15 protein-coding genes are annotated in these 19,146 nt (G+C 74.6%); 8 read left to right on the forward strand and 7 right to left on the reverse strand.

Annotated elements, in window-relative coordinates:
• Nucleotides 1-63 precede the first annotated feature (63 nt).
• The 3 genes from OG444_RS04460 (at nt 64) to OG444_RS04470 (ending at nt 3,677) form a co-directional block, all read left to right on the forward strand.
• The gene (locus OG444_RS04460; RefSeq protein ID WP_442810452.1) at nt 64-1,815 is read left to right on the forward strand and encodes a VanW family protein; all 1,752 of its coding nucleotides are present in this window, start codon (nt 64-66) and stop codon (nt 1,813-1,815) included.
• Nucleotides 1,816-1,892: 77 nt separating this feature from the next.
• The gene (locus OG444_RS04465) at nt 1,893-3,119 is read left to right on the forward strand and encodes a DUF418 domain-containing protein (protein WP_327260852.1); all 1,227 of its coding nucleotides are present in this window, start codon (nt 1,893-1,895) and stop codon (nt 3,117-3,119) included.
• A 72-nt stretch (nt 3,120-3,191) separates the two neighbouring features.
• On the forward strand, nt 3,192-3,677 hold the full coding sequence (locus OG444_RS04470) for a hypothetical protein (protein WP_327260853.1): 486 nt from the start codon (nt 3,192-3,194) through the stop codon (nt 3,675-3,677).
• Between the two features lie 29 nt (nt 3,678-3,706).
• Here OG444_RS04470 and OG444_RS04475 read toward each other — a convergent pair whose 3' ends face one another.
• The 3 genes from OG444_RS04475 to OG444_RS04485 form a co-directional block, all read right to left on the reverse strand.
• A complete protein-coding gene (locus tag OG444_RS04475; protein WP_327260854.1) occupies nt 3,707-3,931 on the reverse strand; it encodes a hypothetical protein in 225 nt (74 codons plus the stop codon).
• 302 nt (nt 3,932-4,233) lie between these two features.
• Entirely contained in the window at nt 4,234-5,457 is a 1,224-nt protein-coding gene (locus OG444_RS04480; protein ID WP_327260855.1) for a hypothetical protein, read from the reverse strand.
• The gene (locus OG444_RS04485; RefSeq protein WP_327260856.1) at nt 5,450-5,665 is read right to left on the reverse strand and encodes a hypothetical protein; all 216 of its coding nucleotides are present in this window, start codon (nt 5,663-5,665) and stop codon (nt 5,450-5,452) included. Before OG444_RS04485 ends, OG444_RS04480 begins: the two co-directional genes overlap by 8 nt.
• Before the next feature lie 176 nt (nt 5,666-5,841).
• On the opposite strand from OG444_RS04485, the gene OG444_RS04490 reads away from it, so the two are divergent.
• From OG444_RS04490 to OG444_RS04505, 4 genes are all read left to right on the forward strand, one after another.
• A complete protein-coding gene (locus OG444_RS04490; protein WP_327260857.1) occupies nt 5,842-7,374 on the forward strand; it encodes a hypothetical protein in 1,533 nt (510 codons plus the stop codon).
• Between the two features lie 212 nt (nt 7,375-7,586).
• Entirely contained in the window at nt 7,587-8,294 is a 708-nt protein-coding gene (locus tag OG444_RS04495; RefSeq protein WP_327260858.1) for an NAD(P)-dependent oxidoreductase, read from the forward strand.
• Between the two features lie 87 nt (nt 8,295-8,381).
• Complete coding sequence (locus OG444_RS04500) at nt 8,382-10,145, forward strand: RNA ligase family protein (RefSeq protein ID WP_327260859.1); 1,764 nt, start codon at nt 8,382-8,384, stop codon at nt 10,143-10,145.
• Entirely contained in the window at nt 10,145-13,171 is a 3,027-nt protein-coding gene (locus OG444_RS04505) for a poly(A) polymerase (RefSeq protein ID WP_327260860.1), read from the forward strand. Before OG444_RS04500 ends, OG444_RS04505 begins: the two co-directional genes overlap by 1 nt.
• A 10-nt stretch (nt 13,172-13,181) precedes the next feature.
• On the opposite strand, the gene OG444_RS04510 is transcribed toward OG444_RS04505, so the two are convergent.
• Both OG444_RS04510 and OG444_RS04515 read right to left on the reverse strand, forming a co-directional pair.
• A complete protein-coding gene (locus OG444_RS04510; protein WP_327266659.1) occupies nt 13,182-14,099 on the reverse strand; it encodes an NADP-dependent oxidoreductase in 918 nt (305 codons plus the stop codon).
• 159 nt (nt 14,100-14,258) lie between these two features.
• Entirely contained in the window at nt 14,259-15,335 is a 1,077-nt protein-coding gene (locus OG444_RS04515) for an RNA ligase (ATP) (RefSeq protein ID WP_327260861.1), read from the reverse strand.
• 190 nt (nt 15,336-15,525) lie between these two features.
• On the opposite strand from OG444_RS04515, the gene OG444_RS04520 reads away from it, so the two are divergent.
• Nucleotides 15,526-16,269 (forward strand): SDR family NAD(P)-dependent oxidoreductase, encoded by a 744-nt coding sequence (locus tag OG444_RS04520; protein WP_327260862.1) that lies wholly within the window; start codon nt 15,526-15,528, stop codon nt 16,267-16,269.
• Between the two features lie 369 nt (nt 16,270-16,638).
• Here the strand turns inward: OG444_RS04520 and OG444_RS04525 are convergent, their stop codons facing one another.
• Together OG444_RS04525 and OG444_RS04530 are read right to left on the reverse strand one after the other, a co-directional pair.
• Nucleotides 16,639-17,394, reverse strand: coding sequence for a peptidoglycan-binding domain-containing protein (locus tag OG444_RS04525; protein WP_327260863.1), 756 nt, complete (start codon nt 17,392-17,394; stop codon nt 16,639-16,641).
• Nucleotides 17,395-17,742: 348 nt separating this feature from the next.
• Nucleotides 17,743-19,032, reverse strand: a complete 1,290-nt coding sequence (locus tag OG444_RS04530; protein ID WP_327260864.1) for an MFS transporter — start codon at nt 19,030-19,032, stop codon at nt 17,743-17,745.
• Nucleotides 19,033-19,146: the final 114 nt, after the last annotated feature.

Below are 19,146 nucleotides of genomic sequence, written 5' to 3' on the forward strand. Positions count from 1 at the left end.
ACCCGTTGCGGGACACGACGCACCGCAGGCCCCACACCGCACGCACCCAGGAGAGACCCCCACATGCGACGCGCCTCCCCCACGGGCACCGGCACCCCGGCGGAACCCGGCAGGAGGTGGACCGTGACGGGAATCGCCGGCGCGGCCGCGGGCGCCGCGGTCGTCGGCTTCGGCGGGCTGTACGCCGCCGCGCTGCTCCTGGCCGGCGAGGACATCGCCGTGGGCACGAAGGTGCGCGGCGTCTCCATAGGCGGGATGAGCAGGGACGAGGCCCTCCGGACCCTGGACCGGGAGCTCGGCCCGGCCGCCGCGGCCCCGGTCGCGCTGCGGATCGGCGAGCGCACCGAGCAGGCCGACCCGGCGGCGCTCGGCCTGTCCCTGGACAGCGCCGCGACCGTCGACCGGGCCGCCCGCACCGGATCCGGCCCGCTGACGGTGATCGGCCGGCTCTTCGCCTCCGGCGATCCCGACCTGCGCCCGGTGGTCCGCCTCGACGAGAAGGCGGCCCGCGGCTCCCTGGACGGCATCGCGAAGGCCGCCGGGGTAGAGGCCCGGGAGGGCTCCGTCGCCTTCGAGAAGGGCAGGGCCAAGGCGATCGCCCCGGTCACCGGAATCGCCGTCGACGTGGACGGCTCTCTGGCCGCGCTGCGCGCCGGCCACCCGCTGGCCGGCACCGAACCGCTCGCCCTGCCCGTTCGGCGGACCGAGCCGAAGGTGGGCCGGCAGGAGACCGACCGGGCCCTGAAGGAGTTCGCCGAGCCGGCGATGTCCGCCCCGGTGACCCTCGCGGTCGCCGGGCGGAACATAACCGTCTCCCCCGCCGTCCTCTCCAAGCACCTGAGCCTGAAGGACGACGGCGGGGGCCGCCTCGCCCCGGGCCTCGACGCGAAGGCGCTGCTCGCCGACCCGGCCCTCGCGGGGCCGCTGCGCCAGGCCGCCCCGCGCCCCGCCGAGGCACGCCTGCGGCTCGACGGCACGGGCCGCGTCACGGTCACCGAGGAGGGCAGGGCGGGCCGGCAGGTCACGGAACGGGCCCTGAGCGCAGCGGTGCTCCCGCTGCTGACCGGCACCGGCGCGGCCGCCCGTACCGGCGAGGTCGCCACCGAGGCCGCCGCGCCCCGGCTCTCCAAGGACACCGTCGAGCAGCTCGGGATCAAGGAGAAGGTGTCCTCCTTCACGGTCCGCTTCGAGCCGGCCGCGTACCGGACGACCAACATCGGGCGGGCCGCCGAGCTGATCGACGGCTCGCTGGTGCTGCCCGACGAGACCTGGAGCTTCAACCGGACCGTCGGCGAACGCACCAAGGAGAACGGCTTCGTCGACGGCCTGATCATCAACAACGGGCAGTACGAGAAGGCCGCCGGCGGCGGGGTGTCGGCCGTCGCCACCACGGTGTTCAACGCGATGTTCTTCGCGGGCGTCAAGCCCGTCGAGTACGGCGCCCACTCCTTCTACATCGAGCGCTACCCCGAGGGCCGCGAGGCCACGGTGGCCTGGGGCAGCCTCGACCTGCGCTTCGCCAACGACTCGGGCAAGGCCCTGTACATCCAGGCCGAGGCCACGGACACCTCGATCACCATCACCTTCCTCGGCACGAAGAAGTACGAGGAGATACGCGCGGACCAGGGCCCGCGGACCAACATCAAGCAGCCGGCCGTCCGCAACGGCAGCGGCCCCAAGTGCGAGCCCCAGTCACCGCTGGAGGGCTTCGACGTGGCCGTGGACCGCGTCTTCGTGCAGGGCGGCCAAGAGGTCAAGCGGGAGACGATGAAGACGCGTTACACGCCGCGCGACAGCGTGACGTGCGCCGCATGAGGCGCACGGGGGGCAGGAAAAGAGTGGGGGACGTGAGCGGTGTGGGGGACGTGAGTGGCGTGAGTGGCGCAGGGGATATGAGGGACGCGAAAGCCGTAAGCGGTGCGGGGGCTCCGGCCCGGGGGACCGGCAGGCTCGCCGGTGTCGACGCCGTGCGCGGCCTGGCCGTCCTCGGCATGTTTGCCGTACACGTCGGTCCCAGCCCCGAGCCCGAGGGAGCCGGTTACCTCCTCGTCGCGGCCGACGGACGCGCCCCGGCCCTCTTCACCCTGCTCGCCGGCTTCTCCCTGGTCCTCGCCCAGCGCGGGCTGGACCCGTCGCAGCGGCCCCGGGGCTGGGCGCTGCGCTGGCGTCCCCTGCTGATCCGCTGCGTGCTGCTGGCCGTACTCGGCTTCTGGCTGGCCTCGTTGTGGCCCGGGATCCTGGTCATCCTGGCCTTCTTCGCCGTGTACTTCCTGGCGGCCGAGCCGTTCACCCGCCTCTCCACCCCGGTGCTCACCGCCGTGGCGGGCGCGTCGGTGGTGGCGGGACCGGTGCTGTCGTACCTGCTGGGCCCGGTGTTCGGGTACGGGGCGTCCGGGCGCGGCCTGGTCCCCGAGGCCACCGATCTGACCAGCTGGTCCGGGCTGGGTGCGGTGCTGTGCGAACTGCTGCTCACCGGGGCGTATCCGCTGGCCACCTACTTCCCGTACGTCCTGGCCGGGATGGCCCTCGCCCGTCTGTGCGACGTGCGGGTGCGGGCGGTGGCCCTGCGGATGGCGGTGTGGGGAACGGCGGCCGCCCTCGCCGGGTACGGCTCCGCCTGGCTCGCGAGCCACGTGTTCGGCGCCCGGCAGCGCCTGCTGGAGGCGATCGCGGTCCACCACCCGGAGGCCATGGCCGCCGACGACCCCGTACGGGAGGTGCTGCGCGGTCAGTACGGCGCCGTGCCGAGCACCTCCTGGGACTGGCTGCTGGTGGCCGACCCCTACAGCCAGACTCCGCTGGAGACCCTGGGCAATGCGGGCGTGGGCTGCGCCCTCATCGGGCTGTGCGCCCTGGCCGCGCGCCACGGCGCGGGCGCCCGCCTGCTGCGGCCGCTCACGGTGCTCGGGGCGATGGCGCTGAGCGCGTACGTCGTCCACGCACTGGTGCTGGCCGGCCCGGCGCACGGCGCAGCGTCCTGGTCCGCCTGGATCGCCTTCAGCGGAGCGGCGCTGGCCCTGACCTGGGCCTGGCAGCAGATCTGGGCGGACAGCCCCCTGCGCCGCGGCCCGGTGGAACACGTACTCCGGCTGGCCACGCAGGGGCGGAGCGGGGCCTAGGAAGTCTCTGCCGTTTCCCCCATCCGTGTGACGGGTTCGGCTCGCGCGGCGGCGGTAGGGCAGGGTGGGCGGATGCAGCTGCGCCGGGCCCTGGCCCTGATCCTCACCGCGCTCGTGGTGGCCACCGGGTGTGTGACGGTGCGTCCCGCTGCTCCGCCGGACGCGCCGCTGCCGGGGCCGGCATCGGCGGGGGCGACGCAGGCGCGGCAACCGGCGTCCCTCGCTCTGCCGTTGAGCCCGCTCCCGGGGGCGGCCGAACCGGCCCTGCCCGAGTCCCCCGCGCCATCCCCGTCATCAGCACCGCCGGAGGCAAGGCCGGCACCCGTCCCTGCCGCGGCCGAGCGGCAGCACCGGCCGCCCCGGCGGGCAGCCGCGAAGCCCCCGCGGCACCAGCAGCCGGCGAAGCAGGCCAAGCCCGCGGCTCCGGCGAAGCCGCGCAAGCGCCCGCCGACGGTGGCGAAGCCCCGGCCCGCGCCGCAGCGTACGTTCGACATGGCCCAGCTGTGCGAGGCGGCCAAGGGCACGGTGTCCCCGTCCATCGTCGCCCTCTGCCGCTGAAGGGACCACGGGGCGCCCCAAGAGGCCCGCTAGTCGCCGGAGAAGCCCCAGAACCAGATCTCCTGCGGCCGGCCCTCGGCGTCGTGCAGGACGGCGCACCTGCCGAACCAACGCCGTTCGGCCAGCGGCTCCATGAGCTGCACGTGGGCCCGAGCAGGACGGTCGGTCCCAGTCAGCCGGTGGGCCTCGGCAGGCTGAACGGGCTGCACGGTGCCGTAGTCGGGATCCTCACCAGGCCGCAGGACCCTGTGCATGTCCAGGATCGAGTGCGTCCCCTCTTCCTGGACCCGCTCGTCCTCCCACAGCCCGTCGATGGTCGCCGGCCGCGGCCTCAGCCCGTCGCCGTCGTCCTCGTCCTCGTCCTCGTCCCAGTAGTAGTCCTGCGCCTCGAAGACCTTCTGTCTCAGGGCTGCGAGGGGGCCGCCCCGAGATCATCCTGATAGGGAACGAAATACTCCCACCCCGACGCACCCACGACAGTCCCCGCCCTCTGCATCCCGTACCGACAGTCCAGCAGAAGCTAGTGCAGTGCACCGCGTGGCGACGGCTGCGGGACTCAGACGATCGACTTGATGGTCCTGTCCGCGTACCGCAGGGTCTCGTCGATGGCCCTGTCCATCTCGCGCAGAGCGTCGGGTTCCGCCGTGAGGAGAGCGGGGACGTTGATGATGCTGGCGGCGAGGAAGCATCCCGATACGGTGAGGAACTGCTTGTACCGTTCCTGCCCCGCGTGCCCGAGCGATTCCCAGTCGCGGGGCTCCGGCGGCAGGCTCACCCTCCATTTCTCCAGGGCGTGGACGCCGTGGACCTCGACGTATTCCATGGTGGCCGTCGCGCGCGACAGCACGTCGACCATCGTGTCGAAGCCCTGCTGAGACTGGTCCAGAGCCGCCTCCGCGGCCTCGACCTCGGTGCGCAGGCGTTCCTCTTCCTTCTTGTTCCGGCGCTTGCGCAGAACGTAGAAGCCGGCGGCCGCCAGCGCTGCTGCCGGGGCGGCGACCATGCCGGTGAGCAGGAGAATCCCACCCGCCATCCCCGCACCGCCGGCGGCCAGCGTGCCTCCGCCCAGGAGGGCCAGAGTCGCGTTGGTCGCGGCAGCCCCGGCCAGCGTCGCGATGACGGTTCCGGTCGAGGCGGTGCCGAACATTGCGGCGGCGGTGAAGGCACCGTAGGCCGCTGCGCCGCCGACTGCCGCCCCGGCCGCGCCTCCGGCAGCGGCGCCACGGATCGCGTTCGCGATCCCGGCGGACATGGCCTCGATACGGATCGCCGTAGGGGTCTCGCCCGTGCCCTCGATCTGCCCCTCCCTCGGCCTCTCCGGCTCGGGGGCCCCGCTGATGCTGCTGGCCAGCTCCACGAACCTCATGAAGAACTCGTCGCGGACGACGTCATGGACCCTGTTGAAGGCTTCCCCGTGCTCCTGGGCAATCTTCGACCGCTCGGCCGTCTTCTCGTTGATCGCGGCGTGGCGTTCCTTCGTCTCGGCGACCTGGTCGCGCAGCTTCACCGGCCGCTGACCCCGCTGGAGAGCGAGCGACCTGGTGCGGTCCTCCGCTTCCTGCGTGAGCTGCCCGGGTGTCAGTTGCAGTGCGAGGGCGATGGCGGCCAGACGGTGCTCCCCGGGGCTTACGAGCCCGTGCTCGATGCGTGAGATCGAGACCGCTCCGCCCTTCCCGTAATCGGCCCGTTCGGCCAGCTCTTCCTGGGTGATGGCGGGTATCCGGGCCTGCCGGTGCTCGCGGATCACGAGGCCCATCGCCTCTGCGCTGAACTCATTCACCGGTTGCGGGCCCCTTGGCCTGCGGGCTGTGGCGACGCCAGGAGGACTGAGCCTCACGCGCCAGCGAACCTCCGGAGCGGTATGCCTGGGCGCAGTCTTCCGCGAACTGCTGGGCGGCCTTGACGAGGGCCGGGTCCCGGCGGGCAGCCTGGACGGCCTGAACGAGGGCAATGGCGAGGGCCAGTTGGGCAAGGTTGAGGCGAGACATGGCAGTGGACCGACCTTTCGTCGCTGATGGTGTCTACGGGTGTCTAACATAGCGTCACTTAGTGTCTGGCGTACGCACTATGGCGACTCTGGAACCGGCCGGGGCGAGGGCACGCCGTGGTGATACACGGCGATACCCTCGGAGCCGCAGAGCGGACGACACGGGGAGCCACGAACATGTACGACGCGGGGCCGCAGGCGGTGGAAGCCGTGCGGGCGCTGAGGGTGCTGGCGCAGGAGCGGCCGCAGGAGCTGGAGCTGTTCGAGGGATTCACGGACGCGGAGCTGGACGGGTGGGCCGTCGCCGTGCCGGAGGACGTCCGGGTGGTCCTGCGGGAGATCGGCGGCCTGGAGACCGCGGACCACGAGTACCGCTTCGGGCCGCGCGGCCGTGAGACGTTCGCGGACGGCTGCTGGACCCTCGGGGAGACGGACTTCGGCGAGGGCTCGCTGATCACCGGGGTCGGAGCCGCCGGGTGGGGGCCGGTCGTGGCCGTCAATCCGTGGGGGGCCGATCCGGATGTCACCGTCGAGGCCCCGGACTTCGCCACCTGGCTCACCGGGTTCGCCGAGCGGCTCGCCGTGGGGGTGGCGGACCGGCCGAGGGGAAGGTTCTCCGTCCCGGCCACCCCCACCGTCGAACTCGCCGAGCAGGCAGGGGCGGCCGACCCCGGACTCGCAGCGCTCGCAGCGCTGGCAGCGCTCGTCGACGGCGGCGACGGCAGCGGCGGCCGCGGCGACTCGCTCACCGATCTCGTCGACCTCAACGGCCTCCCGGGCTATCCGTGCGCCGTGGACTGGGAACCGTACTTCTCCACCTTCCACAACACGGCCGACACCGGAAGCAGCGAGGTCCAGTTCCAGATCGTCGGTGACGGGCGGGCCCTGCTGCTGCGCAGCGTGGTCAGCGGCGACTTCCTCGGCCGGGCGGTGCGCCGGCACAGCGTGCCGGCCGATGCCGCCCGCTGTGCGGTGGCCGAGCTGTGCGAACTGGCCGACTCCTTACCCGACTTCGTCGTGCTCGAACCGGGGTGCGCCGACTCCGTGATGGACGGCTGGGCGGTGCCGGTCCCCGAGGACGTCCGGACCGTGTTCCGGGAGATCGGCGGGGTGACGATCGCGGGGCTCCCCGAGCTGCGGCTGCTTCCCTGGGCCGCCGAGCACGCGGTGGATCCCGAACTGCACCGCATGCTGGGCGGCGACGGCTCCTACTGGCCGCTGGCCCGGATCGACCACGGGCGCAGCCACGCCCTGGCGCAGATCCGTATCGACCCGGCGACCGGGCGGTGGGGGTACGTCGTTTCCGTGCCCGGGGACGGCGAGAAGCTGCGGGAGTACCCGGAGCTGGCCCTGCTCGCCGAATCCCTGCCGGACCTGCTGCTGACCTTCGCCCGGCTGGCCCGGCGGGCCGCGGCCGGGCCGGACTTCGCCTCGCGGATGTCCCGGGACACCCGGTGGCTGTTCCCCAACACCGGGGAACCCTGGCCGCGTCCCGCCCCGGTCGGCGAGTGGGCCGGCTCGGCGGACCCGCTGCTCGCGGCGGCCACGGAACTGCCGGACGGGACGCACGCCGCCGACCTGCGGGCGGTACCGATCCCGAGCGACCTGTGCTTCTACCGGGCGGCCGGCTGGCCCTACGCGGCCCGGCTCGAGCGGCTGCACTTCGCGGCGGCGGGCCAGCTCGCCGCGGCCGTACCCGCCCGGGGCTGACGGGCCGGGGCTGAGTGGCGCGGGCTGAGTGGCCGGGGCTGAGTGGCGAGGGCTGAGTGGCGAGGGCTGACAGCCCGGGGCTCACGGCCCGGGACCGGATCATCCGACTGGCCCCGGCCCGGCTGCCCCGGGGTGGCGGGCCGGTTCGCTTGGATGGGCCGGGCGGAGCCCGACCGGAGCTCCGTACAGCCCCTCACCCCCAGGGAGTCGCCATGACGAAGATCGCCCTCTTCGGCGCGACCGGCACCATCGGAACCCGGGTGCTGCACGAGGCACTCCGGCGCGGCCACGAGGTCACGGCGGTCGTCCGCGATCCGGCGAAACTGCCGGACTCCGGAACCGGGACGGGGACCGGGAACGGAAGCGGAGGTGGCGGTGGCGGTGGCGGTGGAGCCGCGACGGTGGTGCGCGGCGATGTCCTCGACCCGGCGTCGGTGGCCGCGGCGGTGGCGGGTCACGACGTGGTGGTCAGTGCCTTCGGCCCCGGCTCCGGAGACCCCGGCGTCCTCGTCACCGCCGCGAAGTCGCTGATCGGCGGGGTCCGGTCACTTGGCGGGGACGCTCCGGCACCGCGCGTGGTGGTCGTCGGCGGGGCGGGCTCGCTGCGCACCCCCGGCGGCCCGCTGGTCTGGGACCAGGCCGGCATTCCGGCGCCCGTCCTGGCCCTGATGCACGCCCACGGGGATGCACTGGACTTCCTGCGGACCGTTCCGGTGGAGGAGGTGCGGTGGACCTGTCTGAGCCCGGCCGCGCAGATCGCGCCCGGCGAGCGCACGGGCACGTACCGGCTCGGGCTGGACGGGCTGGTGGTCGACGACGAGGGGCGGAGCCGGATCTCGACGGAGGACTTCGCTGTCGCCCTGGTCGACGAGATCGAGCGCGACGCGCACGCGGGCCGGCGGTTCACCGTCGCCCACTGAGCGGCCGGTAGGCCGTTATTGGGTGGATGCGTCCGGTCGGGCTACCTACAGTGACGGGGCACCCCCGACGTCGAGCAGGAGCGGATCATGCGCGTCCACTACCCCCGTACGCCGCATCTGCCCTGGTCCCCCGGGGTCGCGGCGGACGATCTGCGGGCCGTCGGGCCGACGGCGCTGGCAGGACTGGCCGGGCGTGAGGTCGTGGTGACGGAGAAGCTCGACGGGGAGAACACCACCCTGTACGCGGACGGCCTGCACGCACGGTCGCTCGACTCGGCACACCACCCCTCGCGGGCGTGGGTCAAGGGTCTCCAGGGCCGGATCGGCGCCGGGATCCCGGCCGGCTGGCGGGTGTGCGGGGAGAATCTGTACGCCCGCCACTCGATCCCCTACGAGGATCTCGACAGCTGGTTCTACGGCTTCTCGGTGTGGGACGGGGACCAGTGCCTGGACTGGGACCGGACCGTGCGCTTCCTGCGGGGCCTGGGGGTGCCCACCCCGCGCGTGCTGTGGCGCGGCACCTTCGACGAGCGCGCGCTGCGCAGGCTGAAGCTCGACACCGCGCGCCAGGAGGGGTACGTCGTACGGACGGTGGCCGGTTTCACGCGCGAGGAGTTCGGGCGGAGCCTGGCCAAGTGGGTGCGCGGCGGCCACGTACAGACGAGTACGCACTGGATGTTCGCGCAGGTGGTACCGAACGGGCTCGGGCCTGCGGCCCCGTTGTGGGCGGTGCGTGCGGGGGCCGAGGCCGATGTGGCGGGGCTGGCCGCCGCCGTGGGGGCCGACGCCGCCCATACCGCCGACCCGGCCGAGGTCGCCGACGTCGCCGCCCGGATCGACGGGGCGGGGCGGACCGGGGAGGACCGGCTGGCCGGTGTCCTGGCCGCCGTGCTCCACCGCGAGCCGCGGGCCCGTGTCGCCGCGCGGCTCGCGGCGGGCCCGGCCGGGATGGCGCTCGCCCGGCGGGTGTCCGACCTGCTCGGGCTGTACCCGTACCTGCAGCGGCCGTTCCCGGACGCCGACCGGCGGGCCGGGCTGGTCCGGATGGCCGCCGCGGCCGACCTCGGGGTGCTGCACGCGCTCGCCGGGGCGCTGGCCGACGAGCCGCAGGCGCGGGAGTGCGTGGAGTGGTCCGCCCTGTGCGCCGAGGAGGCGGGCCTGCTCGGCGGCGCCGATCCGCTGGAGTCCTTGCGCGCCGGGCTGCGGGAGCCTCTCGCCGCGCTGGGCGCGGACGCCGCCGACCGTTGCTGGGCGGAGGCCCGGCGCGCGTTCGCGCAGGGAAGGATTTCCGGATCCGTGGTGGAGGAGGCGGTGGCGGCGACGTGGCAGTGGCGCGAGGGAACGTTTCCCCGGCTGGTGCAGCTGTGCGGGCCCTCGGGCAGTGGGAAGAGCACCTTCGGCCGCGGACTGCCGGGCGTGGACGCCTACATCAGTCTCGACGACCTGCGCACGGCCCGGGGTTCCCGTGCGGACCAGCGGTCCAACACCGAGGTGCTGAGCGAGGGACTGGACCTCCTCGAAGCGGCGCTGGCCCGCGGCGGGACGGTGGTGTGGGACGCCACCTCGCTGACCGACCAGCAGCGCGGACTGGCCGGCTCGGTGGCGCGGCGCCGCGACGCGCTCGTCACGCACGCCGTGGTGCTGGTGGAGGAGACGGAGCTGGCACGGCGCAACGCCGTGCGCCCGCATCCGGTGCCGCCGCCGGTGCTGGCCTCGCAGGTGCACCGGTTCAGCCCGCCGTACGCCGGACAGGCGCACCGTACGTGGTACATCGGTGCGGCCGGGGACATCGAGGACACGGCGGGAGGCCTCACGGCCGCTCCCGCCGGCACGGAACGGGGGCAGTACTGATGCGTACCAGCGAGGAGCTCTACCACCAGGTCCGCTGGGACTCCCGGTTCGATCCGGCACGGTTCGTGCTCGGGCTGCTCCAGCGCGGGGCGGCGCCGAAGCGGGTCCCGTTGCCCTCCTTCGTGCCCGGCGGCGACATCCCCTGGCACCGGGTGCTGTTCGTCGAGGCCGACGGCGAGCTGGTGTGGGACCGGGCCACGGGCGTGGACCGGATCGACGCCACCGCGGCGGGCCGGGTCCGCGATCCGCGGCTGCTGCGGGCCCCGTTCTTCACCGCGCGGACCCCGCACGTGTGGGACCCGGCGGGCGGCGGCGCCTGGCGCCCCGCCGAGCCCCTGGCCCGGGGCGCGGCGTCGTACGCCGCCCCCGCCACGGTGCGGTTGCTGACCTGGAACACCCTCTGGGACCGGTACGACTCCCCGCGCATCGCCACCGCCCGGCGCAGGCCGCTGCTGCTGGCCGATCTCGCGGCCGCCGACGCAGACGTCATCGCGCTGCAGGAGGCCGAGCCCGAGCTGCTCCGCATGCTGCTGGCGGCGCCGTGGGTGCGGGAGGCGTACACCCTCGGCACGGATCCGGGCGGCCGGGACGTCGCCGAGTGCGGGCTGCTGGTGCTCAGCCGGCTGCCGGTACGGGAGGCGGGGATGCACCTGCTCCGCCCACACAAGGCGGTCACGGCCGTGACGGTGGACACCGCGGCCGGCTCCCTGGTCGTCGCCGCCACCCACCTGACGAGCGATCACACCGAGAACGGGGAGACCCGGCGGGAGGCCGAACTGGCCCGGCTCGCCGAGGGTCTGGGCGGCATCGAAGCCCCCGTGGCGCTGCTGGGCGACTTCAACGACGGCCGGCACGGCGCCGAGGGGCCCGCGGCCGCGCTCGGCATGCGGGACGCCTGGAGCGACGTGCACGGGGCCGCGGACGCCACGCCGACCTTCGACCCGGTGGCCAATCCGCTGGCCGCGGTGGGATCGCTGTCGGGGCGGGCGTCCCGGCTGGACCGGATCCTGCTGCGGTCCACGGCGGCGCGGGTGACCCGGGCCGCGCTGCGCGGTGACTCACCGGTCCCGCCCGCGGCGCCGGTCGGTGCCCCGGAGGCGTCCCAAGAAGCCTTCGCGGAGGTGCTGTTCATCTCCGACCACTACGGGGTGGAGGCCACGCTGGAGTTCGGTGCGCGGGACGGCGGGCCCGCGCGTCTCGACGTACCGGCGACGGCCCGGACCGCGGTGGCGTGGCTGCCGCCACACCTGCCCGGGGCGGTACGGGAGCTGCGCCGCGCGCACGATCCGCAGGCCGGGCGCTGGCCCGCGCACGTGAACCTGCTCTTCGGGTTCGTGCCGGAGTCCTCCTTCGCCGAGGCCCTGCCGCTGCTGGCGGAGGTGGCCGCCGCGACCGGGCCGTTCGCCGCACGGCTGGAGGGCGTGCACAGTTTCGGGCACCGCGAGGACGCCACCGTGTGGCTGGACCCGGCCGCCGACGGTGAGGCGCCGTGGCAGGAGCTCCGGCGCGCCCTGGCGGAGCGCTTCCCGGGCTGCCGGGGGCGTACGGCCGAACAGAACGGCTACACCCCGCACCTGACGCTGGGCCGCAGCCAGGACCCCCAGCGGGCGGTCGCGGACTTCACGGCGCGGGTCGGCGGCCCGGTGGCCGCGCGGGTCGGGGAGCTGGCCGTGCTCTCGCGGCGCGGGGACGGTCCGATGCGGGTCCGGGCGACGGTGGCGCTGGGGACGGGCGAGGTCCGCTGGGAGCCCGAGTCCGGGCCTGAGCCTGAGTCCGGGCCCGAGTCCGGGCCCGAGTCTGCGCCTGCGGCGGAGCCCTCGTCCCGGCCCGCGGACGCGCCCGTCGGCCGGGACGAGGCCGCCGAGGCCGTCTTCGCACGCATCAGGGCCGCTCTGGGCGACGCGCAGGTGCACCTGGCCGGGTCCCGCCGTATGGGCTGCGCGCTGCCGGAGGCCGACCTGGACCTGGTGGCGGCCCTGCCGGGCCCGGCCGGCCTCGCCCTCGTACGGGACCGGCTGGCGGCGGCCCTGCCCGAGTCGGGGCCGCTGCGCGAGGTGACGGGAGCCCGGGTGCCGGGCCTGCGCTTCCGCGTCGGTGCGCTCCCGGTGGATCTGGTGGTGGTGGCCACGGGCGGCCTGGACCCGGCGCACGCGGTGGCACGGCGGGCCGAACTGGGCGAGGCGGCCGCGATCGCACTGAGCGCGGTCGGCGACGCCGATGCCGTACGGGAGCGGGTCGGCGCGGAATCGGCCGCGTTTGCCGGCCTGGCGCGGCAGGTGAAGGCGTGGGCGCGGGCCCGGGGGCTGGACGCGGCGCCCTTCGGCGGGCTGCCCGGGCTGGCCTGGTCGGTCCTCGCGGCGCGCACGGTCCGGGAGGCCGGGGCGCTGCCCCCCGATGCGCTGCTGCGCGAATTCTTCGGCAGGTGGGCCGCCTGGGACTGGCGCGAGCCGGTGTCGCTGTCTACGGATCCGCTGCCGACGGCGGCCCTGTCCGCCGATTCCCTTCCGACGGCGGCCGTGTCCGCGGTGGTCTCGGGACCGGCGGGCGGGCCGGATCCGGTCACGGTCCTCACTCCGTCGGAGCCGGTGCGCAGTTGCACGGCCCAGGTGGGGCCGGGCCTGCGCGACCTGCTGGTCCAGGAGCTGTACGCGGCCTGGGAGCTGCTGGAGGCCGGCCCCTCGGGCGGCTGGGCGCCGGGGCCGCCGCCCCTGCACCGCCGTCACGCAGCCTGGGCGGTGGTGACCGTACGGAGCTCTTCCGAGGGGGAGTTCCAGGAGACCCTGGGCCGGGTGCGCGGGCGGCTGCGGGCCCTGCTCGGTGCGCTGGAGGAGGCGGGAGTCGCGGACGTGCACGCGTGGCCCCGCCCATACGAGTCCGGCCCGGCCCTGGCCCGCTACGCGATCGGCCTCGGCGCCGCCCCGCCGGACGCGGCCCGCCTGACCGCCCTGGCCGGCCCCTGGCGGTCGGGCCTGCCGGGGGTCGAGGTCTCCTGGGCGGCCGGCGGCGAGGTGCCGGACCTGGCCTGAGCGGCCGGGATCAGATCTCGATGATGATCTTTCCCGCGGTGTGTCCGCCCTGGCTCAGTTCGAAGGCGGCCGCCAGCTCGCCCAGCGGGAAGGTGGTGGCGACCGGAACCTTCAGCTGCCCGCTGTCGGCGAGCCTGCCCAGTTCGGCCAGGTCGCTGCCGACCGGGCGGACCCACATCCACTCACCGCCCGCCCCGAGCACACTGGGATCGGCGATGGAGGCGTGCCGCCCGTCGTCGTGCAGCACCTCCCGGGTGACGGCGCCGACGCCTCCGACGAAGTCCGCGACGACCGTGGGGCCATCGGGTACCAGGGCCCGTACGCGCTCGGCGAGGCCGTCCCCGTACTCGATGGGTTCGGCGCCGAGTTCGCGCACCCGGTCGTGGTTGCGGGGCGAGGCGGTGCCGATGACGCGGGCGCCCAGTGCGCGGGCGATCTGCACGCCGAAGGAGCCGACACCGCCCGCCGCTCCGTGGATGAGGACGGTGTCGTCCTTGCCCGTGCCGAGGCGGGTGAGCAGCTGGTAGGCGGTGAGCCCGGCGAGCGGGAGTCCGGCGGCCTCGGCCCAGTTGAGCGAGGTGGGCTTGTGCGCGAGGGCGCGTACGGGCACGGTGACGAACTCCGCGAAGGTCCCGCCGTGCACGTAGTCCTTGCGGGCGTACGCGATGACCTCGTCGCCCTCGGCGTACTCGGGGGTGTCGATGCCGACGCGCTCGACGGTGCCGGACACGTCCCAGCCCGGGACCACCGGGTAGACGATGTCCATGAGGGGATCGAGCCCGCCCGCCATGATCTTCCAGTCGACGGGATTGACGGAGGCGCACTTGACCCTGACGAGGACCTCACCGGGTCCGAGCTTGGGCATCGGCAGCCGGGTATCGGAGAGCACCTCCGTCCCGCCGTAGGTCTCGTACGCCATTGCCCGCATGGTTTCCTGAGTGCTGCCGCCCGGCTGGGACATCTGACCGACCTCTCCGTGTGCTGGTGGATCCGCCCCCCGCTTCATCCCACCATGCACGAAGCGCCCGCCCCACGAGGCGGGGCGGGCGCGGCGCGGCGCGGCACGGTGCGGCACCGGGCGGGCCGGTCACTCGTACTCGGTGCCGCCCTTGCGGGTCAGGTAGGCCGGGCTGACGGCCTTGGCTATGGCGCGGCCGCCCACGACCGGGCTGTAGCGCTCCGCCGACGACCGGATGACGACGCCCTCGCGCAGGTGCACGGCCTTCCCGGAGACCGTCTCGCGGCCGCTCGCCAGCTCCAGCACCGTGTCGAGGTCGTACGGGCCCTCGTACAGCCGTGGCACCAGCGGGAGCTCACCTTCCGTCAGTACGGCGGCCGGGTCCAGCCAGCGCACCTGGCCGTCGATCTCGGCGGACACGTCGAAGACGGCGTATCCGGGCGGCGCGTCGGCGGTGCGTACGTCGGTCCCGTACGAGAGGTCCTGGACGCCCTTGCCGTACACCTCGCCGAAGATCCCGACCCGGGTCGCGCCGAGACGTTCGGCCAGGGCCGCCGCGACGGCGGGTACGTCATGGCCGCGCACGGCCCGCCAGTAGAGGTTGCGCTCGTCCTCCTTGAGCGCCAGTCCCTTCGAACCGAACCCCTTGGAGGAGACGAAGGACCGCTCTCCCTCGGCCACGTACGTGAACAGGCAGGCGGTGCCGTGCAGCTTTTCGGTGAGGACGACGGGCTCGCCGGGCTCGAAGATGTGCGGGTAGCGCTGGAGGTTCTCGATGTCGACCCACGGCATCAGGTCGGCGGCGGCTTCGACGTCGCCGTTCATGGTCGTGGGTATGGGCGGGGCCCATTTGGTGATGCCCAGCAGCTCGGCGAAGTCCGTTTCCTCCTTGGCCGCTTGGGCCAGGTCGACGTCGCTGAGCGCGCGCGGCCTGCAGACCAGGCCCTGCGAGAGTTCGCCGCGCAGCCGGACCGCCTTGACCCGGTCGGCGGAGCCGCCGGCGAGCCGCCCGGTGAGACCGAGCTCCTCGATCAGATCTGCGGGCAGCACGGCCTGTTCGGGGATGTAGACCGCGAACTCGCCGGTGCGGTAGGCACCCTTGGCGATCACGGCACGGTAGAGACCCACTTGGGCCAGTTCCAGCGCGTCGGCGTTCGGATGTTCGTGGACGGTCAGCTCTTCGGCGGTGACTCGCAGGGTCGACATGGGGCGGCTCCAGCTTTCCTCGGGGACACGGACGGCGGACGACGTGTGACGGCCGACGCATCGCGGGCGACGCGCGCCCGGTGGTGCGCCGCGTCGGTGAACTCCACTCTGCTTCCCGCCATTTCCGCTGGTCCAGCGATTATCGCGGTGTTAGCCTGCCGCCCCGACCCGCCGTCACGCAGGAGGCCCCATGTCCCCTCGTCCCGTCACCGTCGTCACCGGTGGCAGCAGAGGCATCGGGGCGGCGACCTGTCTGCGACTGGCCACCGACGGACACGATGTGGCGCTCGGATACACCCGCGACGCGGGGGCGGCGGAGGCCGTCGCCCGGCGCGTGCGGTCCACCGGGGCCCGCTGTGTGACCGTGCGCGGCGACGTCTCCGAGGAGTGCGCCGTCGAGCGGCTCTTCGACATCGCGGGCGCCGAACTCGGCGGGGTGACCGGCCTGGTCAACAACGCCGGGGTGACCGGCCCGCTGGGCCGGCTCGCCGATGCGCGTACGGAGGATCTGCGGCGCGTCGTGGAGGTGAACCTCCTCGGGTACCTGCTGTGCTGCCGCCGGGCCGCCCGGGACATGGCGGCGGGCGGGGGCGGGGCGATCGTGAACGTCTCCTCCGCGGCCGCCACCCTCGGCAGCCCCGGTGAGTACGTGCACTATGCGGCGACCAAGGCCGCCACCGACGCGCTCACGGTGGGGCTCGCCAAGGAACTCGGCCCGGACGGGATCCGGGTCAACGCCGTGGCGCCGGGCATCATCGAGACCGACATGCACGCGGCGATGGGCGATCCCGACCGTCCGGCGCGCGCCGCGGCCGGCATCCCGCTCGGCCGGCCGGGCCGGCCCGAGGAGATCGCCGGGGCGATCGCCTGGCTGCTGTCCGCGGACGCCTCGTACACGACGGGCACCGTGCTGCGCGTCTCGGGCGGCCGCTGATCAGGTCCCGCCGCCGTCCGGTCCGGGGCTCATGGCCAGTACCAGAGGCACAGCAGCCAGAGGAGCACCAGCGTGCCGGCGACTGCGCCGAGGCAGGAGAACGCGAAGGCCTTCGCCACGCTGTGCTCGTCCGGCACGGGCGCAGGACGTGGCGCCGGCACCGGCCGGGGGTGCGGGGGCAGCGGCGGGCCGGGCGGTGGGACCGGGACGGACATGAAACCCCCGTGGGCGCAGGTGCAGATCCCCCAGGAACGAGCCTTTCGGCATCGCCCGCTCCTGCGGCCGCTCCGTAGCCTGACAGAAGAACTGAACGCGTTCAACTCTGGTGGGGTCCCATCGGCCCGCGCAGCCGCCGGGCACGGCGGACGGTCACCGCATCGCGGCCTGGGTGGCCGGGCCGTAGACGCCGTTGGGGTCGCCCTTGATGGAGCGGTCGCGCTGCAGCTGGCTGACGCCCCGCTTGGTCTGCCCGTCGAAGACGCCGGTGACGGAGACGTACGTGAACCCCTGCCCGTGGAGCAGCTCCTGCAGGGCGCGCACCTCGGGCCCGCGATCCCCCATCCGCAGCGTTCCGGAGGAGCCGGACGGGCCCGGGGCCGCAGCGCTCGGCGAGGGCGGCTCCTGCGGGCCCCGGCCGGTGGCCGAGGCGCTGGGCGAGGCCGTGGGCGCACCGGACCGTACGGACGCGGTGGGACGGGGTACGTCGGCATCGGCGCCGGAATCCGGGCCGCGGTCCGGGAGCACCGGGACGGACAGCTCGGCGGGCGCCCCGGCCCGGGGCGGCTCCGGGTCGGGGCCGCTCAGCCAGAGCACCAGGGCGCCCGCCGCGGCGAGCGCCAGCAGGCTGAGGACGGCGAGCGGAAGCCTGCTGCGGCCGGCAGCGTGGGCGGGGGCAGCGGCGGGGGCCGGAACAGGGACGGCAGCGGGAACGGGAACGGGAGCGGCATCGGGAACGTCGCCGGGGTACGGGCCGCGCGCCGGGCCGGGGAAGGCCAGCGGGCCGGCCTGCGGCCATGCGGGCGGCGCCGCCGCCGACGGGGACGGTCGGCCCGAGGGGGCGACGTACGGGCGTACGAGCAGGTGGTCGTCGGGGACGATCCCGCTCTCATCAGGGTCCTGGGACATGGTGGTCTCCCGGCGGGGACGGGGACCGACGCGGCGGTGCGGCGCCGGCCCCCGTCCGGCCTGTCAGGCTCCGTGCCGCCGGGCGGCGGGCGTGCCGGGAGTGGCGGGCGTGGCGGGCGTGGCGGGCGTGCCGCGTACGGGAGAACCACCGGGTGCGGCCGGGGCGGCCGACGAGCGAACGGACATGGACATCTGGCGTATCTCCGAAGTGCGGCTGGTGCAGTGGTCCTCGATCGGCGCACTCTCGCCCTCCGGCGGGCGCCGGGTCAAGCCGGATGTCCGATCCGGCCCCATCCATCCGAACTGTCGGGCGCGGCGTGAGCGGTCCCTCCCGCCGCGCCCCACCGGTCAGCCGGGAGTGCCGGGTTTGCGGCGGATCGCCGTGGCCCAGACGGTACCGGCGGCCGCGAGCATGAGGGCGGCTCCGCCGAGCGGGGCGGCGGGGGCGGAGATGCCGTCGACCGCGAGACCGCCACCCAGCGCACCTGCCGCTATGGCGAAGTTGAACATCGCCACCATCAGCGAGGAAGCGGCCTCGGGCGCCTCCGGGGCCGCCTTGATCATCCAGCCCTGCACGCTCACCGAGACCCCTCCGTAGACGAGTCCCCAGGCCAGCAGCAGTACGGTCCCGGCGACGGGTCCCGGCAGGACGGCGATCAGCGCGAGGATCACGGCGAGGGAGGAGCTGACGACGAGCAGGGTGCGGTACGCGTCTCGCGCCCCCGCCAGGAAGTTGCCGGCGACCCCCGCGACGCCGTAGCCGAGCAGCAGGGTGCTGACACAGCCGGCGTCGATGCCGGAGACGTCCTGCAGGATCGGTCGGACGAAGGTGTAGGCGGCGAACTGCCCGGTCACCACGAGGAAGGTGACGACGACCCCGGCCCGCACGGCGCGGTTCTCGCGGAGCAGGGCGGGGAGTTCGGGGAAGGCGACGTGCCGGGTCGGCGGCAGCGGGGGGAGCAGCAGGAGGAGGGCGGTCAGGGTGACCAGGCCGAGGCCGCCGACCGCCGCGAAGGCGGCGCGCCAGCCGATGACTTCGCCGAGCAGGGTGCCGGCGGGGACGCCGAGCACGGAGGCGGTGGGCACACCGCCGAAGACGAGCGCGGTCGCCCGGCCGACGTGGCGCTCGGGCACGAGGCGTACGGCGAGTCCGCCCGCGATGGCCCAGAACCCGCCGACGCTGACTCCGACGAGCAGCCGGGCCGCCAGGACGACGGCGAAGCCGGGGGCGAGGGCGGCGGCCAGGTTGGCGGCGACCATCAGGGCGATGAGCACGCACAGGACGAGCCGACGGTCGAGCCGGCCGGCGCCGACGGTGACCAGCGGCGCACAGAAACCGGCGACCAGCCCGGGTGCGGTGACCATCAGGCCGGCGGTCCCGTCGGACACGCCGAGGTCGGTCCCGACGGGGGTGAGCAGCCCGACGGGCAGCAGCTCGGAGGTGATCAGGCAGAAGATTCCGAGCGAGACGGCGCAGACGGCCGCCCAGCCCTTCCACGGAGCGGTCCCGTCTCCCGGTGGGGAGCCGGCTGAGGGCGGGAATGCGGCTCCCGGCCGGGCCGTGGACTTCGGCTCCCCGGGCGGGCCGGACTCGGGGGGCGGCGCGGGATGGCTGCCGGGCGCGGCGGCTGAGGTCATGGATCGGTTCTCCGTACGGGCGATCGGCGGGCAGGACACCACGGCACGGGGAGCCGGGGGGTCGCGCCTCCCCCTTCACCCGTACTGCCGTTCCAATTTCCCACAGGGCCCTGC

The sequence above is a fragment of the Streptomyces sp. NBC_01232 genome (genome assembly GCF_035989885.1).
Taxonomy (GTDB): Bacteria; Actinomycetota; Actinomycetes; order Streptomycetales; family Streptomycetaceae; genus Streptomyces.

What these genes read in the sequence shown, in the direction of transcription:
- OG444_RS04485 (WP_327260856.1), bottom strand. Translation starts at nt 5,665, where the DNA reads ATGTCTCGCCTCAACCTTGCCCAACTGGCCCTCGCCATTGCCCTCGTT.
- OG444_RS04500 (WP_327260859.1), top strand. Translation starts at nt 8,382, where the DNA reads ATGCGCGTCCACTACCCCCGTACGCCGCATCTGCCCTGGTCCCCCGGG.
- OG444_RS04490 (WP_327260857.1), top strand. Translation starts at nt 5,842, where the DNA reads ATGTACGACGCGGGGCCGCAGGCGGTGGAAGCCGTGCGGGCGCTGAGG.
- OG444_RS04475 (WP_327260854.1), bottom strand. Translation starts at nt 3,931, where the DNA reads ATGCACAGGGTCCTGCGGCCTGGTGAGGATCCCGACTACGGCACCGTG.
- OG444_RS04520 (WP_327260862.1), top strand. Translation starts at nt 15,526, where the DNA reads ATGTCCCCTCGTCCCGTCACCGTCGTCACCGGTGGCAGCAGAGGCATC.
- OG444_RS04495 (WP_327260858.1), top strand. Translation starts at nt 7,587, where the DNA reads ATGACGAAGATCGCCCTCTTCGGCGCGACCGGCACCATCGGAACCCGG.
- OG444_RS04465 (WP_327260852.1), top strand. Translation starts at nt 1,893, where the DNA reads ATGAGGGACGCGAAAGCCGTAAGCGGTGCGGGGGCTCCGGCCCGGGGG.
- OG444_RS04510 (WP_327266659.1), bottom strand. Translation starts at nt 14,099, where the DNA reads ATGCGGGCAATGGCGTACGAGACCTACGGCGGGACGGAGGTGCTCTCC.
- OG444_RS04505 (WP_327260860.1), top strand. Translation starts at nt 10,145, where the DNA reads ATGCGTACCAGCGAGGAGCTCTACCACCAGGTCCGCTGGGACTCCCGG.
- OG444_RS04530 (WP_327260864.1), bottom strand. Translation starts at nt 19,032, where the DNA reads ATGACCTCAGCCGCCGCGCCCGGCAGCCATCCCGCGCCGCCCCCCGAG.
- OG444_RS04470 (WP_327260853.1), top strand. Translation starts at nt 3,192, where the DNA reads ATGCAGCTGCGCCGGGCCCTGGCCCTGATCCTCACCGCGCTCGTGGTG.
- OG444_RS04460 (WP_442810452.1), top strand. Translation starts at nt 64, where the DNA reads ATGCGACGCGCCTCCCCCACGGGCACCGGCACCCCGGCGGAACCCGGC.
- OG444_RS04515 (WP_327260861.1), bottom strand. Translation starts at nt 15,335, where the DNA reads ATGTCGACCCTGCGAGTCACCGCCGAAGAGCTGACCGTCCACGAACAT.
- OG444_RS04525 (WP_327260863.1), bottom strand. Translation starts at nt 17,394, where the DNA reads ATGTCCCAGGACCCTGATGAGAGCGGGATCGTCCCCGACGACCACCTG.